Genomic DNA, 17,387 nt, shown 5'->3' on the forward strand with positions numbered 1-17,387 from the left:
TTACGCAGTCGCCGCAGTGACGAGCGCGGCGTGACGCTGACGACGCACGCGCATTGCGATCACGCCCGCCAAGCCCGCGGCGCCAATCATCAAGGCGACATCGGCAGGCTCAGGAATCGCCGCCGCTCCGCCGACCGAATTGAGCGTCACATTATCGAAACGAACTCCGCCCAACAGACTCAGGTCGGCGAGCCCGCTGCCGCGACCAGCGAACAATTCGATGCCGACGTTGCGGCCCACGAGGTTGCTCGCGGTGGAAAAATTCAGGGTGAACTGGCCGCTGTTCGCAGAAAGCAGCGAAACGGAAGTGAGGCTGCCCAACGTGGTGGCGACTTGCGTGCCATTCGCGCGCAACGCGATGCCCGTGCCGGCATTCGTGAGCAGCGCGGCCGAGAGAACCGAGGCCGAACTAAAGTCCGCTTTTAGCGTGTAGGTCGTGTTGGCGGCGTAAGTCGAACCGATATCGTTGTTGAATACGGAAGCAGAATTATTGAGCAAACCGACGCCGAGCACGTTGAGGTCAGTCAGCCCCGAAATGCGTGCGATGCCTGAACCGATCGTGACGCGTGGCGCGACCAGCAAACCGATGACGCCGTGCGTTTCCATCGACCAGGGACCGGACCCGGCGGTTTCCGTGATATTTCCGGTAATGAGCCCGCCACCGATGCTGCCAACGTTGGTGGTCGAGGAGAAATCGCCGTTCGGCACCTGCGCGGTGAGCACCGCGACCGGCGCCACCAGGGCCAGCGCGAACGAGCAGATGATTTTCGTAGCGGAAAAGGAGAGCAGCGAATTCATGGGTTAAAAAATTAAACGTGAACGGAGAAAAGTTTATCAGAGCGACACGCTGACGGTGTCGGCGTCGAGGCGCGTGCCTTGCGTCACCACGATCGGGCCGACGTTTTCACCCGGCGCCAGGCCGAGGAGAGAGCCGAGCACTTCCTCGGAAATCGGGTAACTCACGACGAGTTCGCTGCCGATGCGGAGCCGGCTGATTTGGCCACTCGGCGAAATCGTCACTTGGTCACCGGCTCGCAAGACCTCTACATTGCCGGACGCCATTTTCATTTCCGCGTAGCCGCCAAACACCTGGAGTCGGGTGCCATTATCTTCAGACCGGCTTAACTTGGCCGCCACCACGCGGAGGTTGATGACGGCTTCCCTGGTGTGGATTTCGTAGTTGCTCGCCGGTTGGAGGCGCGCGCAGGTGATGGCGAATTCACCGCAGGTCAACGCGCCGCGCAGCGTAGAAACCGACTCTTCACGCGGCAGGTCGATGGCGCGGATTTTTTGGTAGGCGATCTGGCTGGTCACCTGCATCGGGCTCAGCTGCATTTCACGGCCGGCGTATTGAAAAAAATCAAGGGACAGTTCGGCGCCCTCGCCCACTTCCCAGCTCATGCCATTTTCAAATTTAACGTGAGCCACCGCCGCGCTCCCCGTGACGAGATCAATGTCATGATCCGGCAACTCCGTGGCCGGCGCCGTGGGCGAATCTTCCAAGTCGCCAATGTGCACCACGTGCAGGCCTTTTTCCTTCGTGGCGAAATGCGTGCGCGCGCTGACGACGGTGACGAGGCTGAGACCAATCAGGGCAAGAGCCATCCGGCGAAGCGGAGCAGCGAGAGATTTAGCGGAGACGAGGGTGTTCATGGGTTTCCGCTCCTTATCACATGCGCCGTGCCAGCTTTTCGTAACCTCACGCAAGTCACTGGGCGCACGTGCGATAAATTTTATCGGCACATTTGACCTCTGACATGCGCGCCCGCTCATCCGGTAACAATTACCGGAAAAGCGGCCAGTCCGTCGGAAATTTTTACCGGAACTACTCAGAGATCGAACATTGCCGGGCGCGCTTGGCGCGGACTCACTGCTCTGCCCGCGAGGTTTGGCCACCCTGCTGCGCACCCCACCTAATGCCGACTGCCCGTCCATCCACGATTCTGGTCGCCGACGACACCGAGTTCATGCGCAACCTCATCCGCGCGTGTCTCAAGGAAGCTGGACTCTACGCAGATGTTTTTAGCAGCGCGTCGGAATTATTAAACACGCTGAACGACGAGACACTCGTCTGCATCCTCGACTTGAAAATGCCCGGCATGGACGGCCTCGCCTGCCTGCGCGAAATCAAACAGCGCTTCCCCACCGTCGAAGTCGTGATGCTGACCGGCGTCAACGAAGCCCGCGATGCACTCGCCGCCGTGCGCGCGGGTGCATTCGATTACCAAACAAAACCGTTCGATCCGGCCGAACTCGTGCGTGCGGTGCGTCGTGCGCTGCAACTCGCCCGCGCCGCGCAGGAGAGCGCCGATCTCAAACACAGCGTCGGCGATCCCGGCCCCGTCGTCGATCTGCTCGGCGATTCTCCGGCCATGAATCACATCAAGGAACAACTCGCGCGCATCAGCGCGACCGAGGAAACCGTGTTGCTCACCGGCGAGAGTGGCACGGGCAAGACTCGCGTCGCGCGTTCACTGCACGCGATGAGTCGTCGCTCGACCGGCCCGTTCATTACCGTGAGTTGCCCGTCACTGCCACGCGAGTTGCTCGAGTCGGAAATGTTCGGCCACGAAAAAGGCGCGTTCTCCGGCGCGCATCAAAAACGACTCGGCCGCGTCGAACTCGCGGAAGGCGGCACGCTGTTTCTCGACGAAGTCGGCGAACTCTCCTTCGAGTTGCAGGCCAAGCTGCTGACGTTCCTGCAGGATCACACGTTTTTCCGCATCGGCGGACAACGCGCGCTCCACGCTGATGTGCGCATCGTGGCCGCCACCAATCAGGATTTGCCGCGCCTTTGCCGCGAGGGCCGGTTCCGGGAAGATCTCTATTACCGCCTGCATGTGTTGCCCCTGGAAATGCCGCCACTGCGCGTGCGTCCCGCTGATGTGCGTTTGCTCGCGCAGCACTTCCTCGAGAATTTTGCCGCGCGTAATACTGTGCCGGTTCCGAAATTAAGTTCCGACGCGTGGGCCGCGCTCATGCGGTATCCATGGCCGGGCAACGTGCGCGAGTTAGAAAACTTGCTTGCCCGCACCGCCACGCTCGCGCGCTCGTCAGGTGCGATCGAAGTGACCGACCTGCCTCCGAATTTTCAACCAGGCTACTCACCTTCCGCCGGATCTGCTCCGGGCTTTGCCTTCAGCCTCGCAGGCAAACGCCTCGACGAAATCGAACTCCTCGCGCTGCAACACACGCTTGTCGCCTGCGGCGGAAATCGCGCCGAAGCCGCCCGCCAACTCGGCATCACCGAAAAGACGATCTACAATATGATGCGGCGGCAAAGTCAGGCCGGGGCGGACTCACAAAACTAAGTCTTCCCGCCGCAAATTTCGTCCCGTTTTCGGGACGAAAAAATTTCAAGAGCGGACACATCGCCATTCCGGTAAAACGCCCGCCCGCGCAACTCGCTGCGTGGCCGGCGTTTATTTTTAAAAAGAACGTGGCACACACGATGCAACTGCGCGGAGCCCCACTCCATGCAAGATATCCGCTTTGCCCTGCGCCAACTCAGCAAAACTCCCGGCTTCGCCGCAGTCGCCATCATCACGCTCGCGCTCGGCATCGGCGCGTGCACGGCGATTTTTTCCGTCGTCAATGGCGTGCTGCTCAAGCCGCTCACCTACGCGCAACCCGATCAACTCGTCTTGATTCGCGAGACCGCGTTGCCGCAGTTTCCCGAATTTTCCGCTTCGCCTCCAAATTTCTACGACTGGGAAGGCCAGACCAAGTCTTTCTCCCACATGACCGCTTATCGCGGGCAGAATTACAATCTGACCGGCGATGGCGAACCGCAGCGACTCGCCGGCCAGCGCGTCACCGCGCACTACTTCACGGTCTATGGGGTTCCGCCGATGCTCGGTCGTAATTTTCTTCCCGAGGAAGATTCCATCGCGAAAGGCAAAGTGGTCATCCTGAGCCATCGCTTGTGGCAGCGCCAGTTCGGCGGCCGCTCCGAAGTGATCAACGAAACCATTCAGCTCAACGGCGAACCTTACGTCATCGTCGGCGTGATGCCGGCAAACTTCCAGGCCAGCACGAACACTGAGTTGTGGGCGCCGATGGCTTTCACCGATGACGAAAAGACCAACAACAACCGCGGCGCGCATTACATCAACGTCGCGGCCCGTCTCAAACCCGGCGCCACGCTCGCGCAAGCGCAGTCCGAGTTGGAAGTGCTCGCGGCGCAACTTGCGACGCAATATCCCGATTCCAACAAAGGTTGGGGCGTCAAAGCATTCGCATTGGGCGACTACCTTGTGCGCGATGTGCGCGGCGTGCTCTACACGTTGCTCGGCGCCGTCGGCTGCGTGCTGCTGATCGCGTGTGCCAACATCGCCAACCTCCTCCTCGCCCGCGCCAACGCCCGCATGCGCGAAATTTCCATTCGCGCCGCCATGGGCGCGAGCCGCGCCCGCATCGTGCGCCAACTCCTCACGGAGAGCGTGGTGCTTTCGATTTGTGGCGGCGCGCTCGGCGTGCTCGTCGCGAAATGGGGCTTGGATTTATTGCTGACGTTTGCGCCGGCGAATCTGCCGCGCATCAAGGAACTCGGCCTCGATGGTGGCGCCCTTGCGTTTACTTTCACCCTCAGCGTGCTGACCGGACTCATCTTCGGTGTCGCTCCGGCCTGGCTTGCCACCGGCCACAATCTCAACGAGACGCTCAAGGAGGGCACGCGCGGCTCCACCGAGAGCGGACGCCGTTGGTTTCGCCAAGGACTCATTGTCACCGAGGTTGCGCTCTCTCTGTTATTGCTCACCGGAGCCGGCTTGCTCGTGCGCAGTTTCGCCAAACTTTCCGGCGTCAGCCCGGGTTTCAATCCCGCCAACGCGACGGCGATTAGTATTTCGCTTCCCGCTCGAAAATATCCCGACGCCGAGAAACAACGCCAGTTTGGCGAGCAACTCGTCGCCAACTTGCGCACCTTGCCCGGCGTGCAATCGGCCAGTCTCACTCACACCCTGCCCCTCATCAACGATTGGGTGCTGGGCTTCGCGATCGAAGGGCGCACCGTCGCGCCGAACGACGACGAACCGAGCACGAACTACTACGCCGTCACCGCCGACTACTTCAAAGCGATGGGCATCACGTTGCTACGCGGGCGCGTTTTCACCGAGCAGGACAACGAAAAATCTCCGCGCGTCGCCATCATCAACGAGACGATGGCGAAGCAGTATTTCCCCAACGAAAACCCGATCGGCAAACGCATCAACGTCACCAATGGTCCGGAAACGTGGCGGGAAATCGTCGGTGTCGTGGGCGATGTGAAACAATACGGCGTCGACAAGGAAACTATGGGGCAGACCTACGAGCCCTTCGCGCAAAAACCCCACGGCAACCTCGTCGCGGTGATCCGCACGACGGGCGATGCGCGGGCCCTGCACACCTCGTTGCGCGCCCAAGTCTTCGCGGTCGATAAAGACCAGCCGGTCGCGAGCATCAAGCCGCTCGAGGAAACACTCGCGGAGACGATTTCACGGCAGCGTTTCGCCATGCTGTTGCTCACCATTTTCTCCAGCGTGGCGCTGGTCATCGCCGCTGTCGGAATCTACGGGGTCGTCGCTTACTCGGTGAGCCAGCGCACGAGTGAAATCGGCATCCGCATGGCGCTCGGCGCGAGCCAGCGCGACGTGTTGCAACTGATCTTGAAACAGGCGCTCGCGGTGGTCGCCGTTGGTTTGGGCGCAGGGCTCGTCGCCGCGCTTTTCGCCGGCAGTCTCGTGGAATCCATGCTCTACCGCACCAACGCGCGCGATCCGCTCACGCTTGGCTCCATCGCACTGTTGCTCGGGATCATTGCCTTTCTCGCCTGCCTCATCCCCGCGCTGCGCGCGACCAAGGTTGATCCGATGATCGCCCTGCGGAACGAATAATTTTTCCCAACACAGCCAACACCCGGGTTGCTACGAACACACAACCCATGCTCTCCGACCTCACCTACGCCGTCCGCCAACTCCTCAAAGCCCCGCTCGTCACCAGCGCCGCGATTCTCTCGCTCTCGCTCGCGCTGGGCGCAAACACTGCGCTTTTCAGCATTTTCGATAAACTCGTGCTGCGCCCGCACGCGTTTCCCGAACCGTCGGCGCTCGTGCGCGTGTGGACCAATAATCCCGCGACGAACTTCGTCGGGCCGGCGTTCTCGCTGCCAAAATACGAACTGATCCGCGACCACCAGTCCGCGTTCTCGGCCTTCGCCGCATCGGCGTTCGCGGGCTTCGCCTTTGTGCGCGACGGCGGCGAGCCTGAACAAATCACCGGGCTGCGCGTCACGCGCGATTTCTTTCCAGCCCTCGGCGTGCCGATGGCACGCGGACGCGTTTTCAGCCTCGATGAAGATAAACCCGGCGCCGCGCCCGCCGTCGTGATCAGCCACGAGTTCTGGCAAACGCGCCTCGGCAGTCGCGAAAATGTCGACGGCGACATGCTCAACTTGAACGGCCTGCCGCACACCATCACCGGCGTGCTCCCGCCGCAACTCGGCACGCCGTTCACCACCACGCTCGTCTTCACGAATCGGGTGCAAGAACCCGCCGGTCTCAACGTCGACCAAGTCCGCGTCGGCGCAACCTACCTGCAAGTCACCGCCCGCCTCAAACCGGGCGTTTCGTTTCAACAAGCGAACGAGCAAATCGTGCAACTCAATCAGCGCTACGCCGCGGAATTTTCCGACCGGCTCGACGCGAAGAACCCGATCGAACTCCGCACGCTCACCGAGGAACTCGCCGGCAACCTCCGCCCGACACTCCGCATGCTCCTTGGCGCGGTCGCCGCCGTGCTGCTGATCGCGTGCGCCAACGTCTCGAATCTTTTCCTCGCGCGCCTCTCCTCACGGCAAAAAGAAATCGCCGTGCGCCTCTCACTTGGCGCGACGCGGCAACACCTGATTCGCCAGTTCCTGCTCGAAAGCCTCCTGTTCGCGGTCAGCGCCGCGCTGCTCGGACTCGCGCTTGCCAAACTCGGGCTTATCGGCGTCGAACAACTCGCGGCCAACCAACTCGCCCCGAACACCACCTTCGCGCTCAACGGCCCGACTCTCGCTTTCTCCGGCGCACTTTGCCTGCTCAGCGCGCTCGCCGTCGGGCTGGTGCCCGCGCTGCAAGCGTCGCGTCTCGGCTTGTCCGACGTGCTCAAGGATGCCGGCCGCGGCACGCCCGGCGGCGCGCGCAGCGGGCGTTTCCGCTCGGTGCTCATCGTGGCCGAAGTGGGTTTGTCCGTCGTGTTGCTCGTCGGCTCGGCGTTGCTGTTGTTAAGTTTTGCGCGCCTGCAAAAAACGCCGTCCGGCATCAATCCCGAGGGCATCGCCTACGCGTTCGTCAACGCGCCCGTCGAACGTTACCGCACGCCCGTGCAACAAGCCGAGTTTCACGAGCGCGTGCTCGAACGACTCAAAGCCAACCCGCAAGTCACGCACGCCGCCGCCGCCCTGGCCGTGCCGCTCGGCGGGGGGCCGATTGCACCTTACACGATTTTCGGGACGACGGTGTTGCCGATCGCGGAACGTCCACTCGCGAGCTTGCAAGCCGTGACGCCGGAATTTTTCCAGGCGTTTCAAATCACGTTGCGCGAAGGCCGCACGTTCACGACGCAAGACCGCACCGGCACGCCGGGCGTGTGCGTCATCAACGAATCGTTTGCGAAACGGATTTTTCCCGGCGAATCAGCCCTCGGTAAAGTGCTCACGCGCGGCCGCGACGCCGACGTGAAACATGAGATCGTGGGCATCGTGGCCGACGTGCGTTCGAACGGCCTCGGCGCTCCGCCACCGGATGTCGTCTATTATCCGTTTTACCAACTGCCGCGCTCCGGCGCGAATGTCATCGTGCGCACGACGGGCGATCCGGCGGGGTTGCAAGCGGTCATCCGCACTGCCGTCGCTGAAATCGATCGGCAACAACCGCTGGCATTTTTCAATACGATGCAAACGCTCGTGACGACCAACACCGGTTTCCAACGCCTCGTCGCGAGTCTCACGGGAATTTTTGCGGCTGTCGCACTGCTGCTCACGGCCATTGGTCTCTATAGCGTCCTCGCTTACAGTGTCGCGCAACGCACGAGCGAAATCGGCATCCGCATGGCGCTCGGTGCGAGTCGTTCGGACGTGGTTTCGATGGTTTTGAAACACGGTATGCGTCTCGTCGTCATCGGCCTGTTCATCGGTCTCGCCGCCGCGGCAGGCACCTCATATTTGATCCGCTCGTTGCTATTCTCCGTGGAGCCAGTCAACCCTGTGCTCTACGGTGGAGTGAGCGTGCTGTTCGCGCTCATCGCGCTGGTCGCATGCTTGTTGCCTTCGCTCAAAGCAGCGCGCATCGACCCACTCGTCGCACTCCGCAGCGATTAAATTTTAATTCCATGAAAACCCCACTCACCCGCCGGCTCTTTTTGTTGTCGTCCGCGCAGCTCATCGCCGCCGCGCCGATGGTCGCCGCCATTTCGCCGCTCTTCGCTCCGCAAGGCGATCCGACCGGCGGCACCGCGCCTTCACCGGCACCGACACCCAGCCAGCGCCCCAAATTACCCGCGCTGGCACCGGAGTTGGTGCAAAATGTCGTCGGCCAATCTCACCGCAGTCTCGATAAAGTGCGTGAGCTGGTCGAAGGCCACCCGCTGCTCGTGAATGCGAGTTGGGATTGGGGCAACGGCGATTTCGAAACCCCGTTACAAGCGGCCGCGCACACCGGTCAGCGTGAAATCGCGGAATATTTGCTGAGCAAAAACGCCCGCCCCGACGTTTTCGCCGCCGCCATGCTCGGGCAATTGGAATTCGTCAAAGCGGCCTTCGTCGGTAATCCCAACGCGCAGGAGATTCCCGGGCCGCACGGTTTCACCCTGTTGCACTGCGCGAAACAAGGCGGCGTCAAAGCCAAGCCGGTCTATGATTGGCTCGTCGGACGCAACGCCGGCAGCGTTTTCCAGAGGCCGCTTCCACCGAATTAAGCTTGGGGCCACGCGCACTCCCCACCATGCACGATCTTCGTTACGCTTTCCGGCAGCTCTTAAAAGCACCGGACTTTACTTGCGTCGCCGTGTTGACCCTCGCGCTCGGCATCGGCGCGAACACGGCGATTTTTTCCGTGATCAACGGCGTGCTGCTCCGCCCGCTGCCTTACGACCAGCCGGAACAATTGATGCGGATTTATCACCGCAGTCAGAATTTTCCCAAGGCACCCTACGCCGCGGGCGGTTTCTTTTCCGTTCGCACGGATAACCAAACGTTCGAAACCATCACTGCGTGGCAGACGAATAATTTTAACCTCTACACCGAGGGTGCGGAGCCCGAGCGCATCGAAGGCGCGGCGGTGACCGATGGATTTCTTCGCACGCTGAAAATCAATCCTGTCATTGGGCGCGATTTCAAAGCGGATGAATTCGCACCCGGCCAGGATGGCGCGGTGATCATCAGCTACACGATGTGGCAGCAGCGCTTCGGGGGAGCACGCGATGTGTTGGGGCGCACGTTGCAACTGAACGGACGCGCGCGCCAAGTCATCGGCGTTGCCCCCGATCAGTTTAATTTCCCTGGTAAATCTCAACTCTGGGCGCCCTTCGCGCCAGACGATTTCAACCGCACGCGCCGCGATCTCCATAATCTCCAAGTGATGGGCCGGCTCAAACCCGGCGTCACCGCGCAGCAGGCCCAGGCCGATCTCGCCGCGCTCACCACGCGCTACGCCAAAGACCACGCTAACACCGACGCCGACTGGGCCTGCGTGACGTTTCCGATGCTCCAAGACGCCGTGGGCCAGATCAAACCCGCGCTGCTTGTGCTCGTCGCTTCAGTGATCGCGCTGCTGCTTATCGCGTGCGCCAACGTCACCAATCTCCTGCTCGCACGCGCCGCATCACGGCGCCGCGAAATGGCCGTGCGTGCGGCGCTCGGCGCCGGGCGCGGTCGCATCGTGCGGCAACTGGTGATCGAAGCACTGGCGCTTTTCGGCACAGGCGGAATTGTCGGCGCATTACTCGGCGCATGGTTGTTACACGGTTTGCTCGCCTTTGCTCCGGCCAATATTCCGCGCCTCGCGCAAGTCTCCGTCGACTGGCGCGTGCTTGCGGTCACGTCGACTGCGACGCTGCTGACCGGGCTGATCTGCGGGCTTGTGCCCGCGTGGCAGGCTTCGCGCACGCAGCTCACCGACGCGCTGCGCGCCGGCGGCCACGGCTCGACTGGCAAACGCGGCTGGCTGCGCAACGCGCTCGTGGTGCTGCAAGTCGCCGCCACCGTGATGCTGCTAATTTGTTCCGGTTTACTCATCCGCAGTTTTCATCGCTTGCAGCAAGTCGATGCCGGTTTCGATCCTTCGCGCGTGATGACAATGCGCGTGGATCTGCCGCTCGCGCGTTACACCGAGCCGGAAAAGCGGCGCCAATTCGTCACTGAAATTGTTCGCCGCCTCGGCACGTTGCCCGGTGTGCAATCCGCCGCGGTGACCAACGCCGCACCCCTGACCAGCGGGCCGACCTTTATCATGCGTATCGAAGGCGCGCCTGCCGTCACGCCCAGCAGCGCGCCGGTCACGCGTTACCGCGGCATCACGCCGGATTATTTCAACACGATGGGCATCGCATTGCTGCGCGGCCGGCAATTCACCTCGCAAGATGTGCCGGGCAGCCCTCGCGTCGTCATCATCAACCAGGCGTTCGCGCGGAAATTTTTTCCGGGCGTAGAAAATCCGGTCGGCAAACGCATCGAGATCGCGCTCGACGATCCTCCGCGCTGGGGCGAAATCGTCGGCGTGGTCGCCGATGTGAAGATCGACAGCCTCGAAGCGGAAACGCCCGTGCAGACTTACGAACCGTATCACGAGTTTTCCTTCCCAAGTCTCGCGCTCGTGCTTCGCGCGAGCGGCGATCCGTTGATACTCGCTGCCGCGATGCGTCGCGAAGTGCTCGCGGTGGATCCGCAACAACCGGTGCACACGCAAAAAACCATGGAGCAACTCGTGACGGATTCGCTCGGTCAGCGTTATTTCTCGCTGCTGCTCGTCGCGACTTTCGCCGTGGTGGCGCTCACCCTCGCGATCATCGGACTCTACGGCGTCATCGCCTACAACGTCGTGCAACGCACTCGCGAATTTGGCGTGCGGCTCGCCATCGGGGCCGGGCGCGGCAACATTCTCGCGCTCGTCTTGGCCGACGGCGTGCGCTTGGTCGGCCTCGGCGTAATTCTCGGCGTAGTCGGGGCACTATTCTCCGCGCGGCTGATGCAATCGCTCCTCTTCGGCGTCGGCGCGCGCGACCCGCTGACGTATGTGTTGATTCCACTCATTCTCGGATCGGTCGGCCTGCTCGCTTGTCTCCTGCCCGCCCGGCGCGCGACGAAAGTCGATCCGATCATCGCGTTACGCGCCGAATAACCTCACGTGCCATGAAAATAGTTTTGCTGTGGCTCGCTCTCGCAACGACTTCCCTGGCCGAAACAGCCGAGGAACGCGCGGAGCGTTTCCTCACGGCGATGGGCGGACGCGCCGCGTGGTCGCAAGTGAAATTCGCGCACGTCGAAGCTGTCCACGACGATCTCGCGCTCGCGCAACCGTTCACCAATAAAATTTGGAACGACTTCACCGCCCCGCGTGTGCGTTTTGAGGCGAAGAACGCGCAGATCGACCGGCGCCGCGCCATCGACGACGGCAAAGGCTGGCGTTCCCGCGATGGCGTCGTGAGTGAATCAACGCCCGCACAAATCGAAGAGGATCGCCGCTGGTGGGAAGCGAATATTTACCGCACGCTGCACCGGCTCGCCGTGAACGACCCCGAACTCACTGCACGCGCCGTCGGCGAACATCGCTTGGAAATCTTCCGCGCCGACGGCAAACGCCTCAATTGGTTCGTCTTAAATCCGCGCGGCGAGCCCATGCTCTTCGGCACGTGGGACAATGAGACGGGCGGTGCGATGGGCCCGCTCGCGAGCAACGGCTCGGTCAATTATCCCAAGTGGGGCGCGATGCCCGATGGCTCGTGGCGTTACGAGGTCGTGCGTCTCGTCACGGCTGAAAAAGCGCCCGTAGCTATTTCTTTCACTACACCCTGACATGAAATTCAGCCTGCTCCTCGCCTGCCTCGCGTTCACTTGTGCAACTTTCGCCGCTGAGCCAGCCACCCCGCCACCATCTCCGGTTGGGGCGAAACATTTCCTTATTGTGCTCAAACTCGTGCCGCGACTCTACGACCAGAAAGCATGGACGAAGGAAGACCGCGCGACCGTCGGCGCACATTTCCAACGACTCAAAGCCGGCGTCGCCGAGGGAAAAGTGTTGCTCGCCGGTCGCACCGAGGAGGCGCTCGAGGTGACGATGGGCTTGATCATTTTCAAAGCGCCAAACGAAACCGCCGCGCGCGAGTTCATGAACGGCGATCCCTGCGTCGCGGCGGGCGTCATGACCGCCACGCTGCATCCCTATGGCCTCGCCTTGATGGCCAAATAACGTCTGTGGCCGGGCCAGGACGTGCTCGGCCGCGAGATCAAACGCGGACGACTTAATGACTCTCGGCCTGGCTTTCTCGTGGTGGGTATTGGATTCAGCACGCTCGACCGCATGGTCGAAGAATCGTATGCGCAGGATCGTTTCGCGCTTTTGCTGGTCACGCTTTTTGGCGGACTCGGATTGGTTCTCTCGGCCATCGGGCTTTACGGGCTGCTGTCGTTTCAAGTCGTGCGTCGCACCCGCGAAATTGGCGCGCTCGCTGCGTTGGGCGCGCAGCAGGCGGACATCCTGAAATTAATTCTGCGCGAAGGCGGGCGGCGCGTGTGCCTCGGCATCGCGGTCGGGTGCGCGAGTGCGTTCGCCGTTACGCGGTTGTTGCAAAGCCAACTGCACGAGGTGTCGAATCACGATCCCGCGGCGTATCTCCTGACGATTGTCACATTCGCTATCGTTGCCGGTTTGGCGTGCTGTTTGCCCGCGAGACGAGCGGCCCGCGTGGATCCGATGATCGCCCTGCGCGCGGAGTGACGGCGCAAAAAAAGCGCCTTCATTTCCGAAGGCGCTTTTTAACTAAAACTACCCACACCAAAATCAGAGGGTCGCGGTGGCTTTCGTTGCGTTGCGTTTGCGACGATAGATCGCGACGCCGAGCATCAAGGCGGCTGCGGCGGCGGCAAAGTCAGCGGGTTCTGGAATCGCGGCCACCGCGAAACCGCCGGTGAAGTCGCCGCCCGCAATCATCGATTGAAACGACGCCAGGCCAGTCGTCAGATCGACCGTGTAGAGCGAAGCGTTTCCACCCACCGTATTGACCACGTAAAACGTGTTTACGCCACCGACCGTGAAAATATCACCGGCGATGTTGGCGCCGAAATCCACGCCAAGACCCGAGCCGACGTTAGCGATCGTGCCGTTGTTAGGAGGATTCTGGAGCACGAGAAAATCATTCGCGTAATCGATATTGTAGAGCGCAGTCGCCGGCGTGCCCGCGGCAGCCTGAAGCGTGTTACTGTTGATGTAGGCCGAGGCGCCGATCAGGGAGCCAACGATGCCATTGACGTCGCCGTCTTCCGCCGCCAGTCCCCCCGTCGTGTCATGCAGGCGGAGATTGTCGCCCAAGTTAGTCGTCAACCGGATGCGCGCGCTGAGATCGCCTTGCAGGGTGCGCGGGTTGAAATCGAAACCAAACGATGTCGCGCTCGCGAGATTGTAGCCGCCTGCGACCGACGCGAAACCCGAACCCACCGCGGTCACGGCTGCCGTGCTCAAGTTCACGGTGTAGAGCTGCGTCGTCGTTGCACCCACTTGCAGTGCATAGAGAGAATTGCTGCCCGGACGAAAATCGATGCCCACCGGGGTAAAGCCAAGATTACCGATCGTCGTTTGCGACGAAGGCGTCGCAAGGTTGAAGCTAAACAAGTCACCGGCGGCATTGACGCCGTAACCGGTCTGGGCAAATCCAGCCGCAGCGGCGGCCAGACTGAAAACGCTAACGAGGGCCAACTTGACGATGTGTTTATGCATGAGAATCCTGATCTTAGTGGTGGGTTTTTGAATGAACGTTCAGGAGGTTTACGTTCACGCGGCGCGCGCGGACGCATTATTTTTGCAAATTCATGAACTAGTAAATTGAGCGGGCTCTCGTGTTTTGTTGGAGTTCGCTTCCCATTTTCGGGATTCCGTAATCCCGCCGATGAAGTTCGGAGCGGTCACAAGCGCCCTGGCATATTCTCAATTCATTGCGCCACAGCGTTTTATTTTTAACTCAATCTCTGGCACGCGGGTTGCAAAGTGGGCGGCAACTCAATCACTCATGCTCACGTCACGGCGCATTTTTGCCCTTTTTCTTTCCCCCTTTCTGATCGTCGCAAGCTTTGCGCAGCCGGCTCCAACCGAGGTGAGCCCGACCACGATCTCGGCTTCCGCGCTGGAAACCATCAATCTCAACGACGCCATCCAGCGCGCGCTCGCAAAGAATTTTTCGATCAAAGTAAGCAGCTTCGACGCCTCGATCGCTTCGGCTCGCGTCACGGAAGCGCTCGGGAAATTCGATCCCGTGCTCAGCGGCAGTTACAGCTACTCGGAACGATTCGACCCGCAGCTCACCAATTCAACCACCGGCCTGCGGCCTGTGCCGGATTTTTCGAAAAGCGATGACGCCGAAGCCGGTATCGGTGGGCTGCTGCCGTGGGGCATGACGTATCGCCTCGGGGCGAACTCCACCAACACGCGCGGCGCGTTCAACGGCACCGCCCTTTCTCCTGACAATTACGACACCTTCGCGGGTGTTTCCGGCACGCAACCACTGCTGCGCAATTTCGGTTTTGGCTCCACGCTCGCCTCGATTCGCATCGCTCAAGCCAATCGCGGCATCAGCCAGTGGCAATTCCGCGCCGACGTGATCGATACCATCACCGCCGTGATCTTCGCCTACAACGACCTCAACTTCGCCTACGCCAACCTGCGCAGCGCCGTCCGTTCCCGTGAACTCGCGGCCAGTTTGCTCAGTGAAAACGAAAAACGTTTCCGCGTCGGCAGCATGTCCCAATTCGACGTCGACTCCGCGCGCTCCCGCGTCGCCAACCGCGAGGAAAGCATTCTCTTCGCCGAGCGCTCCGTTCGTGTCTCCGAAAACGCCTTAAAGCAGCTCATCACCGACGAAAAAACTCCCACCCTGCTTCAGGATCGCATCCAGATCGAACCCCCGCCACTCGCGCCGATCGTCGTCGTCGACGCTGCTGCCGACTTCCGTCTCGCGCTCCAAAAACGCCCTGACTACCAGCAAGCTCAACTCGCCCTCAAACGCGACACCGTCAACGCCCGCTTCCAACGCAACCAACTTCTCCCGCGCGTCGATCTCGTCGGCAGCTACGGCTACAGCGGTTACGATCGCGACCTCCGCACGAGTCGCCAGCAAATCCGTGAAGAGGAGTATCGCGCCTACAGTTGGGGCGTCGTCGTTTCAGTGCCGCTCACCTTCACGACCGAACGCGGTCGCGCCCGCGCCGCGAAACTTCAGCAACGCCAATCCGAGACCACCGTCGAACAAGTCGAGCAAGACATCGTCGTCCGGGTCGGCAACGCCGCCGACCAGATCGTCACGACGCAAAAACGCATTCAAGCCACCCGCCAAGCGCGCGACCTCGCGCAAAACACACTTGACGCCGAAGTAAAGCGCCTGCGCGCCGGCCAAAGCAGCACGTTCTTCGTGCTTCAGCAGCAGGAAATTCTTTCGAGTCTCGAAGTCAGCGCGTCGCGCGCGCAATCCGATTACCACAAAGCGCTCGCCGACTATGACCGCCAGCTTGGCGTCACGCTTGAGAAATTGAACATCACGATCGAAACGCCCAAGTAAGCGTTACGAGAAAATTTCGTCAGTAGTTACATCCCCCAAGGGGCGGTTTCGCAAGAAGCCGCCCCTGCTTTTTTTCCTCAGCAAGCACCACGGAAAAATCCCCGGCGCCGAGCAAATCGCAATAATGCGCGCCCAACCGATTCAATCCAGTTCAACCACGAATGGACACGAATTCACACGAATGAGGAACAGTCAAAAGCGACCGAGGGAGGTTCCTTCATTCGTGTCACTTCGTGTCCATTCGTGGTTAAATAAGCAGAATCCTGCTCACGCAGTGTTCAGAGTTTCTTAATCTTGATATTCCGAAACGTCGCGTTCGTGCCGGAAATCACCACGCGGCCACCGCGCAATTTTCCAAATTCCTTAAACTGCTTAAGCAGACTACCCGCGACCGCCGCGCGCCAATCTGCCGAATCGATCATGAACGACGCGATGCGATCACTGCCGTCGAGATAGTCCACTTGGTTACCGAACACGACGATTTTGGTGCGATACCACACATCGTTCTGCAAAGTCACTTTCCGCGTCGGCGAGGCAAATCCATTACTGCCCATCTCGACGCCTTCGCCCGCGAGTTTCATCACCGGCCCGGAGTTGCCCGGCAAATCGACTTCTTCATCGACGCGAAAAAAAACTTCCGCGCTACCGCCTTCACTGACCTTCCAGTCGAACAGCAATTCAAAGTCGCCAAATTCTTTTTCCGTTACCAGCGGCGTGCCGCCACTCGTCACGAGCGAACCGTCCACCACGCGCCAGTTTTTCGGAACTTTATTTTGCTGATAGCCGCGCCAATCGACGAGCGACTTTCCATCAAACAACATCTGCCATCCCTGCGAGCGCTCCAGTGCGGTGATCTTTTGTGGCTCCGCCGCGCTTATCTGGCCACTGACGGTAAGCCCCACGACCACGCACCACCATTTCCATGATTTCATGGGGTGACACTGCTGAGATTAGCCCCGGAGGTCAACGTTGCAGCCGGACAGAATCATGCCGCAGGCCGAGCACCGGCCGGGTGAAGTGTCCCCGGATTTTTGTGCCTTGCGACTACGCGAGCGGCGCTTCTTGTTAATCCTCCCATGAGCACTCCCAACGCCTCCAACGAAGTCGCTGTCCTTAAAACGAGCTACGGCGAGATCACGATCGCTTTCTGGCCCGATGTCGCGCCGAAGACGGTCGAAAATTTCAAGAAACTTGCCCGCGAGGGTTTTTATGATGGCACTGCGTTTCATCGCATCATCAAAGGTTTCATGATCCAGGGCGGATGCCCGAATACGAAGGCCGGCGAAACCGGGATGCCTGGCACCGGTGGCCCCGGCTACAAGGTCAAAGCCGAGTTCAACGCCAAGTCGCACGTTCGCGGTGTCATCTCGATGGCGCGTTCAGCCCATCCTGATTCAGCCGGCTCGCAATTCTTCCTCGTCCACGGCGACGCCAAATTCCTCGACCGTCAATACACCGCGTTTGGCCAAATCATCGCGGGCGACGGCGTCCTCGAGCAACTCGCGAACGTCCCGACAAAATCCGGCGGCGGCGGCGAAAAAAGCACGCCGATCGAACGCGTCGCCCTCGAAAGCGTGAAGATTGTCGAGAAGGCCTGAGCTGAGAAG

General features: G+C 60.8%; 14 protein-coding genes. 10 read left to right on the forward strand and 4 right to left on the reverse strand.

Translation table 11 applies throughout. The features are described 5' to 3' along the window. Positions 1-798, reverse strand: coding sequence for a hypothetical protein (locus tag ACRRQW_RS19075; protein WP_438483214.1), 798 nt, complete (start codon positions 796-798; stop codon positions 1-3). Positions 799-834: 36 nt separating this feature from the next. Further along, positions 835-1,605: a hypothetical protein gene (locus tag ACRRQW_RS19080; RefSeq protein WP_438483215.1), complete on the reverse strand. Its 771-nt coding sequence runs from the start codon at positions 1,603-1,605 to the stop codon at positions 835-837. 311 nt (positions 1,606-1,916) lie between these two features. On the opposite strand from ACRRQW_RS19080, the gene ACRRQW_RS19085 reads away from it, so the two are divergent. From ACRRQW_RS19085 to ACRRQW_RS19120, 8 genes are all read left to right on the forward strand, one after another. Next, on the forward strand, positions 1,917-3,311 hold the full coding sequence (locus tag ACRRQW_RS19085; protein ID WP_438483216.1) for a sigma-54-dependent transcriptional regulator: 1,395 nt from the start codon (positions 1,917-1,919) through the stop codon (positions 3,309-3,311). A gap of 165 nt (positions 3,312-3,476) precedes the next feature. After that, positions 3,477-5,873, forward strand: a complete 2,397-nt coding sequence (locus ACRRQW_RS19090) for an ABC transporter permease (protein WP_438483217.1) — start codon at positions 3,477-3,479, stop codon at positions 5,871-5,873. 47 nt (positions 5,874-5,920) lie between these two features. Next, the gene (locus tag ACRRQW_RS19095; protein ID WP_438483218.1) at positions 5,921-8,341 is read left to right on the forward strand and encodes an ABC transporter permease; all 2,421 of its coding nucleotides are present in this window, start codon (positions 5,921-5,923) and stop codon (positions 8,339-8,341) included. 11 nt (positions 8,342-8,352) lie between these two features. Continuing rightward, on the forward strand, positions 8,353-8,937 hold the full coding sequence (locus tag ACRRQW_RS19100) for a hypothetical protein (RefSeq protein ID WP_438483219.1): 585 nt from the start codon (positions 8,353-8,355) through the stop codon (positions 8,935-8,937). 26 nt (positions 8,938-8,963) lie between these two features. Then, complete coding sequence (locus tag ACRRQW_RS19105) at positions 8,964-11,357, forward strand: ABC transporter permease (RefSeq protein WP_438483220.1); 2,394 nt, start codon at positions 8,964-8,966, stop codon at positions 11,355-11,357. Positions 11,358-11,368: 11 nt separating this feature from the next. Next, the gene (locus ACRRQW_RS19110) at positions 11,369-12,031 is read left to right on the forward strand and encodes a hypothetical protein (protein ID WP_438483221.1); all 663 of its coding nucleotides are present in this window, start codon (positions 11,369-11,371) and stop codon (positions 12,029-12,031) included. Between the two features lies 1 nt (position 12,032). Then, positions 12,033-12,425: a YciI family protein gene (locus ACRRQW_RS19115; RefSeq protein WP_438483222.1), complete on the forward strand. Its 393-nt coding sequence runs from the start codon at positions 12,033-12,035 to the stop codon at positions 12,423-12,425. An 81-nt stretch (positions 12,426-12,506) separates the two neighbouring features. Then, complete coding sequence (locus ACRRQW_RS19120) at positions 12,507-12,953, forward strand: FtsX-like permease family protein (RefSeq protein ID WP_438483223.1); 447 nt, start codon at positions 12,507-12,509, stop codon at positions 12,951-12,953. A gap of 63 nt (positions 12,954-13,016) precedes the next feature. Here ACRRQW_RS19120 and ACRRQW_RS19125 read toward each other — a convergent pair whose 3' ends face one another. Then, the gene (locus ACRRQW_RS19125) at positions 13,017-13,949 is read right to left on the reverse strand and encodes a DUF4394 domain-containing protein (RefSeq protein WP_438483224.1); all 933 of its coding nucleotides are present in this window, start codon (positions 13,947-13,949) and stop codon (positions 13,017-13,019) included. 289 nt (positions 13,950-14,238) lie between these two features. On the opposite strand from ACRRQW_RS19125, the gene ACRRQW_RS19130 reads away from it, so the two are divergent. After that, a complete protein-coding gene (locus ACRRQW_RS19130; protein WP_438483225.1) occupies positions 14,239-15,780 on the forward strand; it encodes a TolC family protein in 1,542 nt (513 codons plus the stop codon). A gap of 278 nt (positions 15,781-16,058) precedes the next feature. Here the strand turns inward: ACRRQW_RS19130 and ACRRQW_RS19135 are convergent, their stop codons facing one another. Next, a complete protein-coding gene (locus ACRRQW_RS19135; protein WP_438483226.1) occupies positions 16,059-16,712 on the reverse strand; it encodes a 3-keto-disaccharide hydrolase in 654 nt (217 codons plus the stop codon). A 144-nt stretch (positions 16,713-16,856) separates the two neighbouring features. On the opposite strand from ACRRQW_RS19135, the gene ACRRQW_RS19140 reads away from it, so the two are divergent. After that, positions 16,857-17,378 carry a peptidylprolyl isomerase gene (locus ACRRQW_RS19140; protein WP_438483227.1) on the forward strand — a complete coding sequence of 174 codons (522 nt, stop codon included), beginning with the start codon at positions 16,857-16,859 and terminating at the stop codon, positions 17,376-17,378. Positions 17,379-17,387 lie beyond the last annotated feature (9 nt).

Origin of the sequence: Oleiharenicola lentus, assembly GCF_051660365.1 — a bacterium.
GTDB classification, from domain to species: domain Bacteria; phylum Verrucomicrobiota; class Verrucomicrobiia; order Opitutales; family Opitutaceae; genus Lacunisphaera; species Lacunisphaera lenta_A.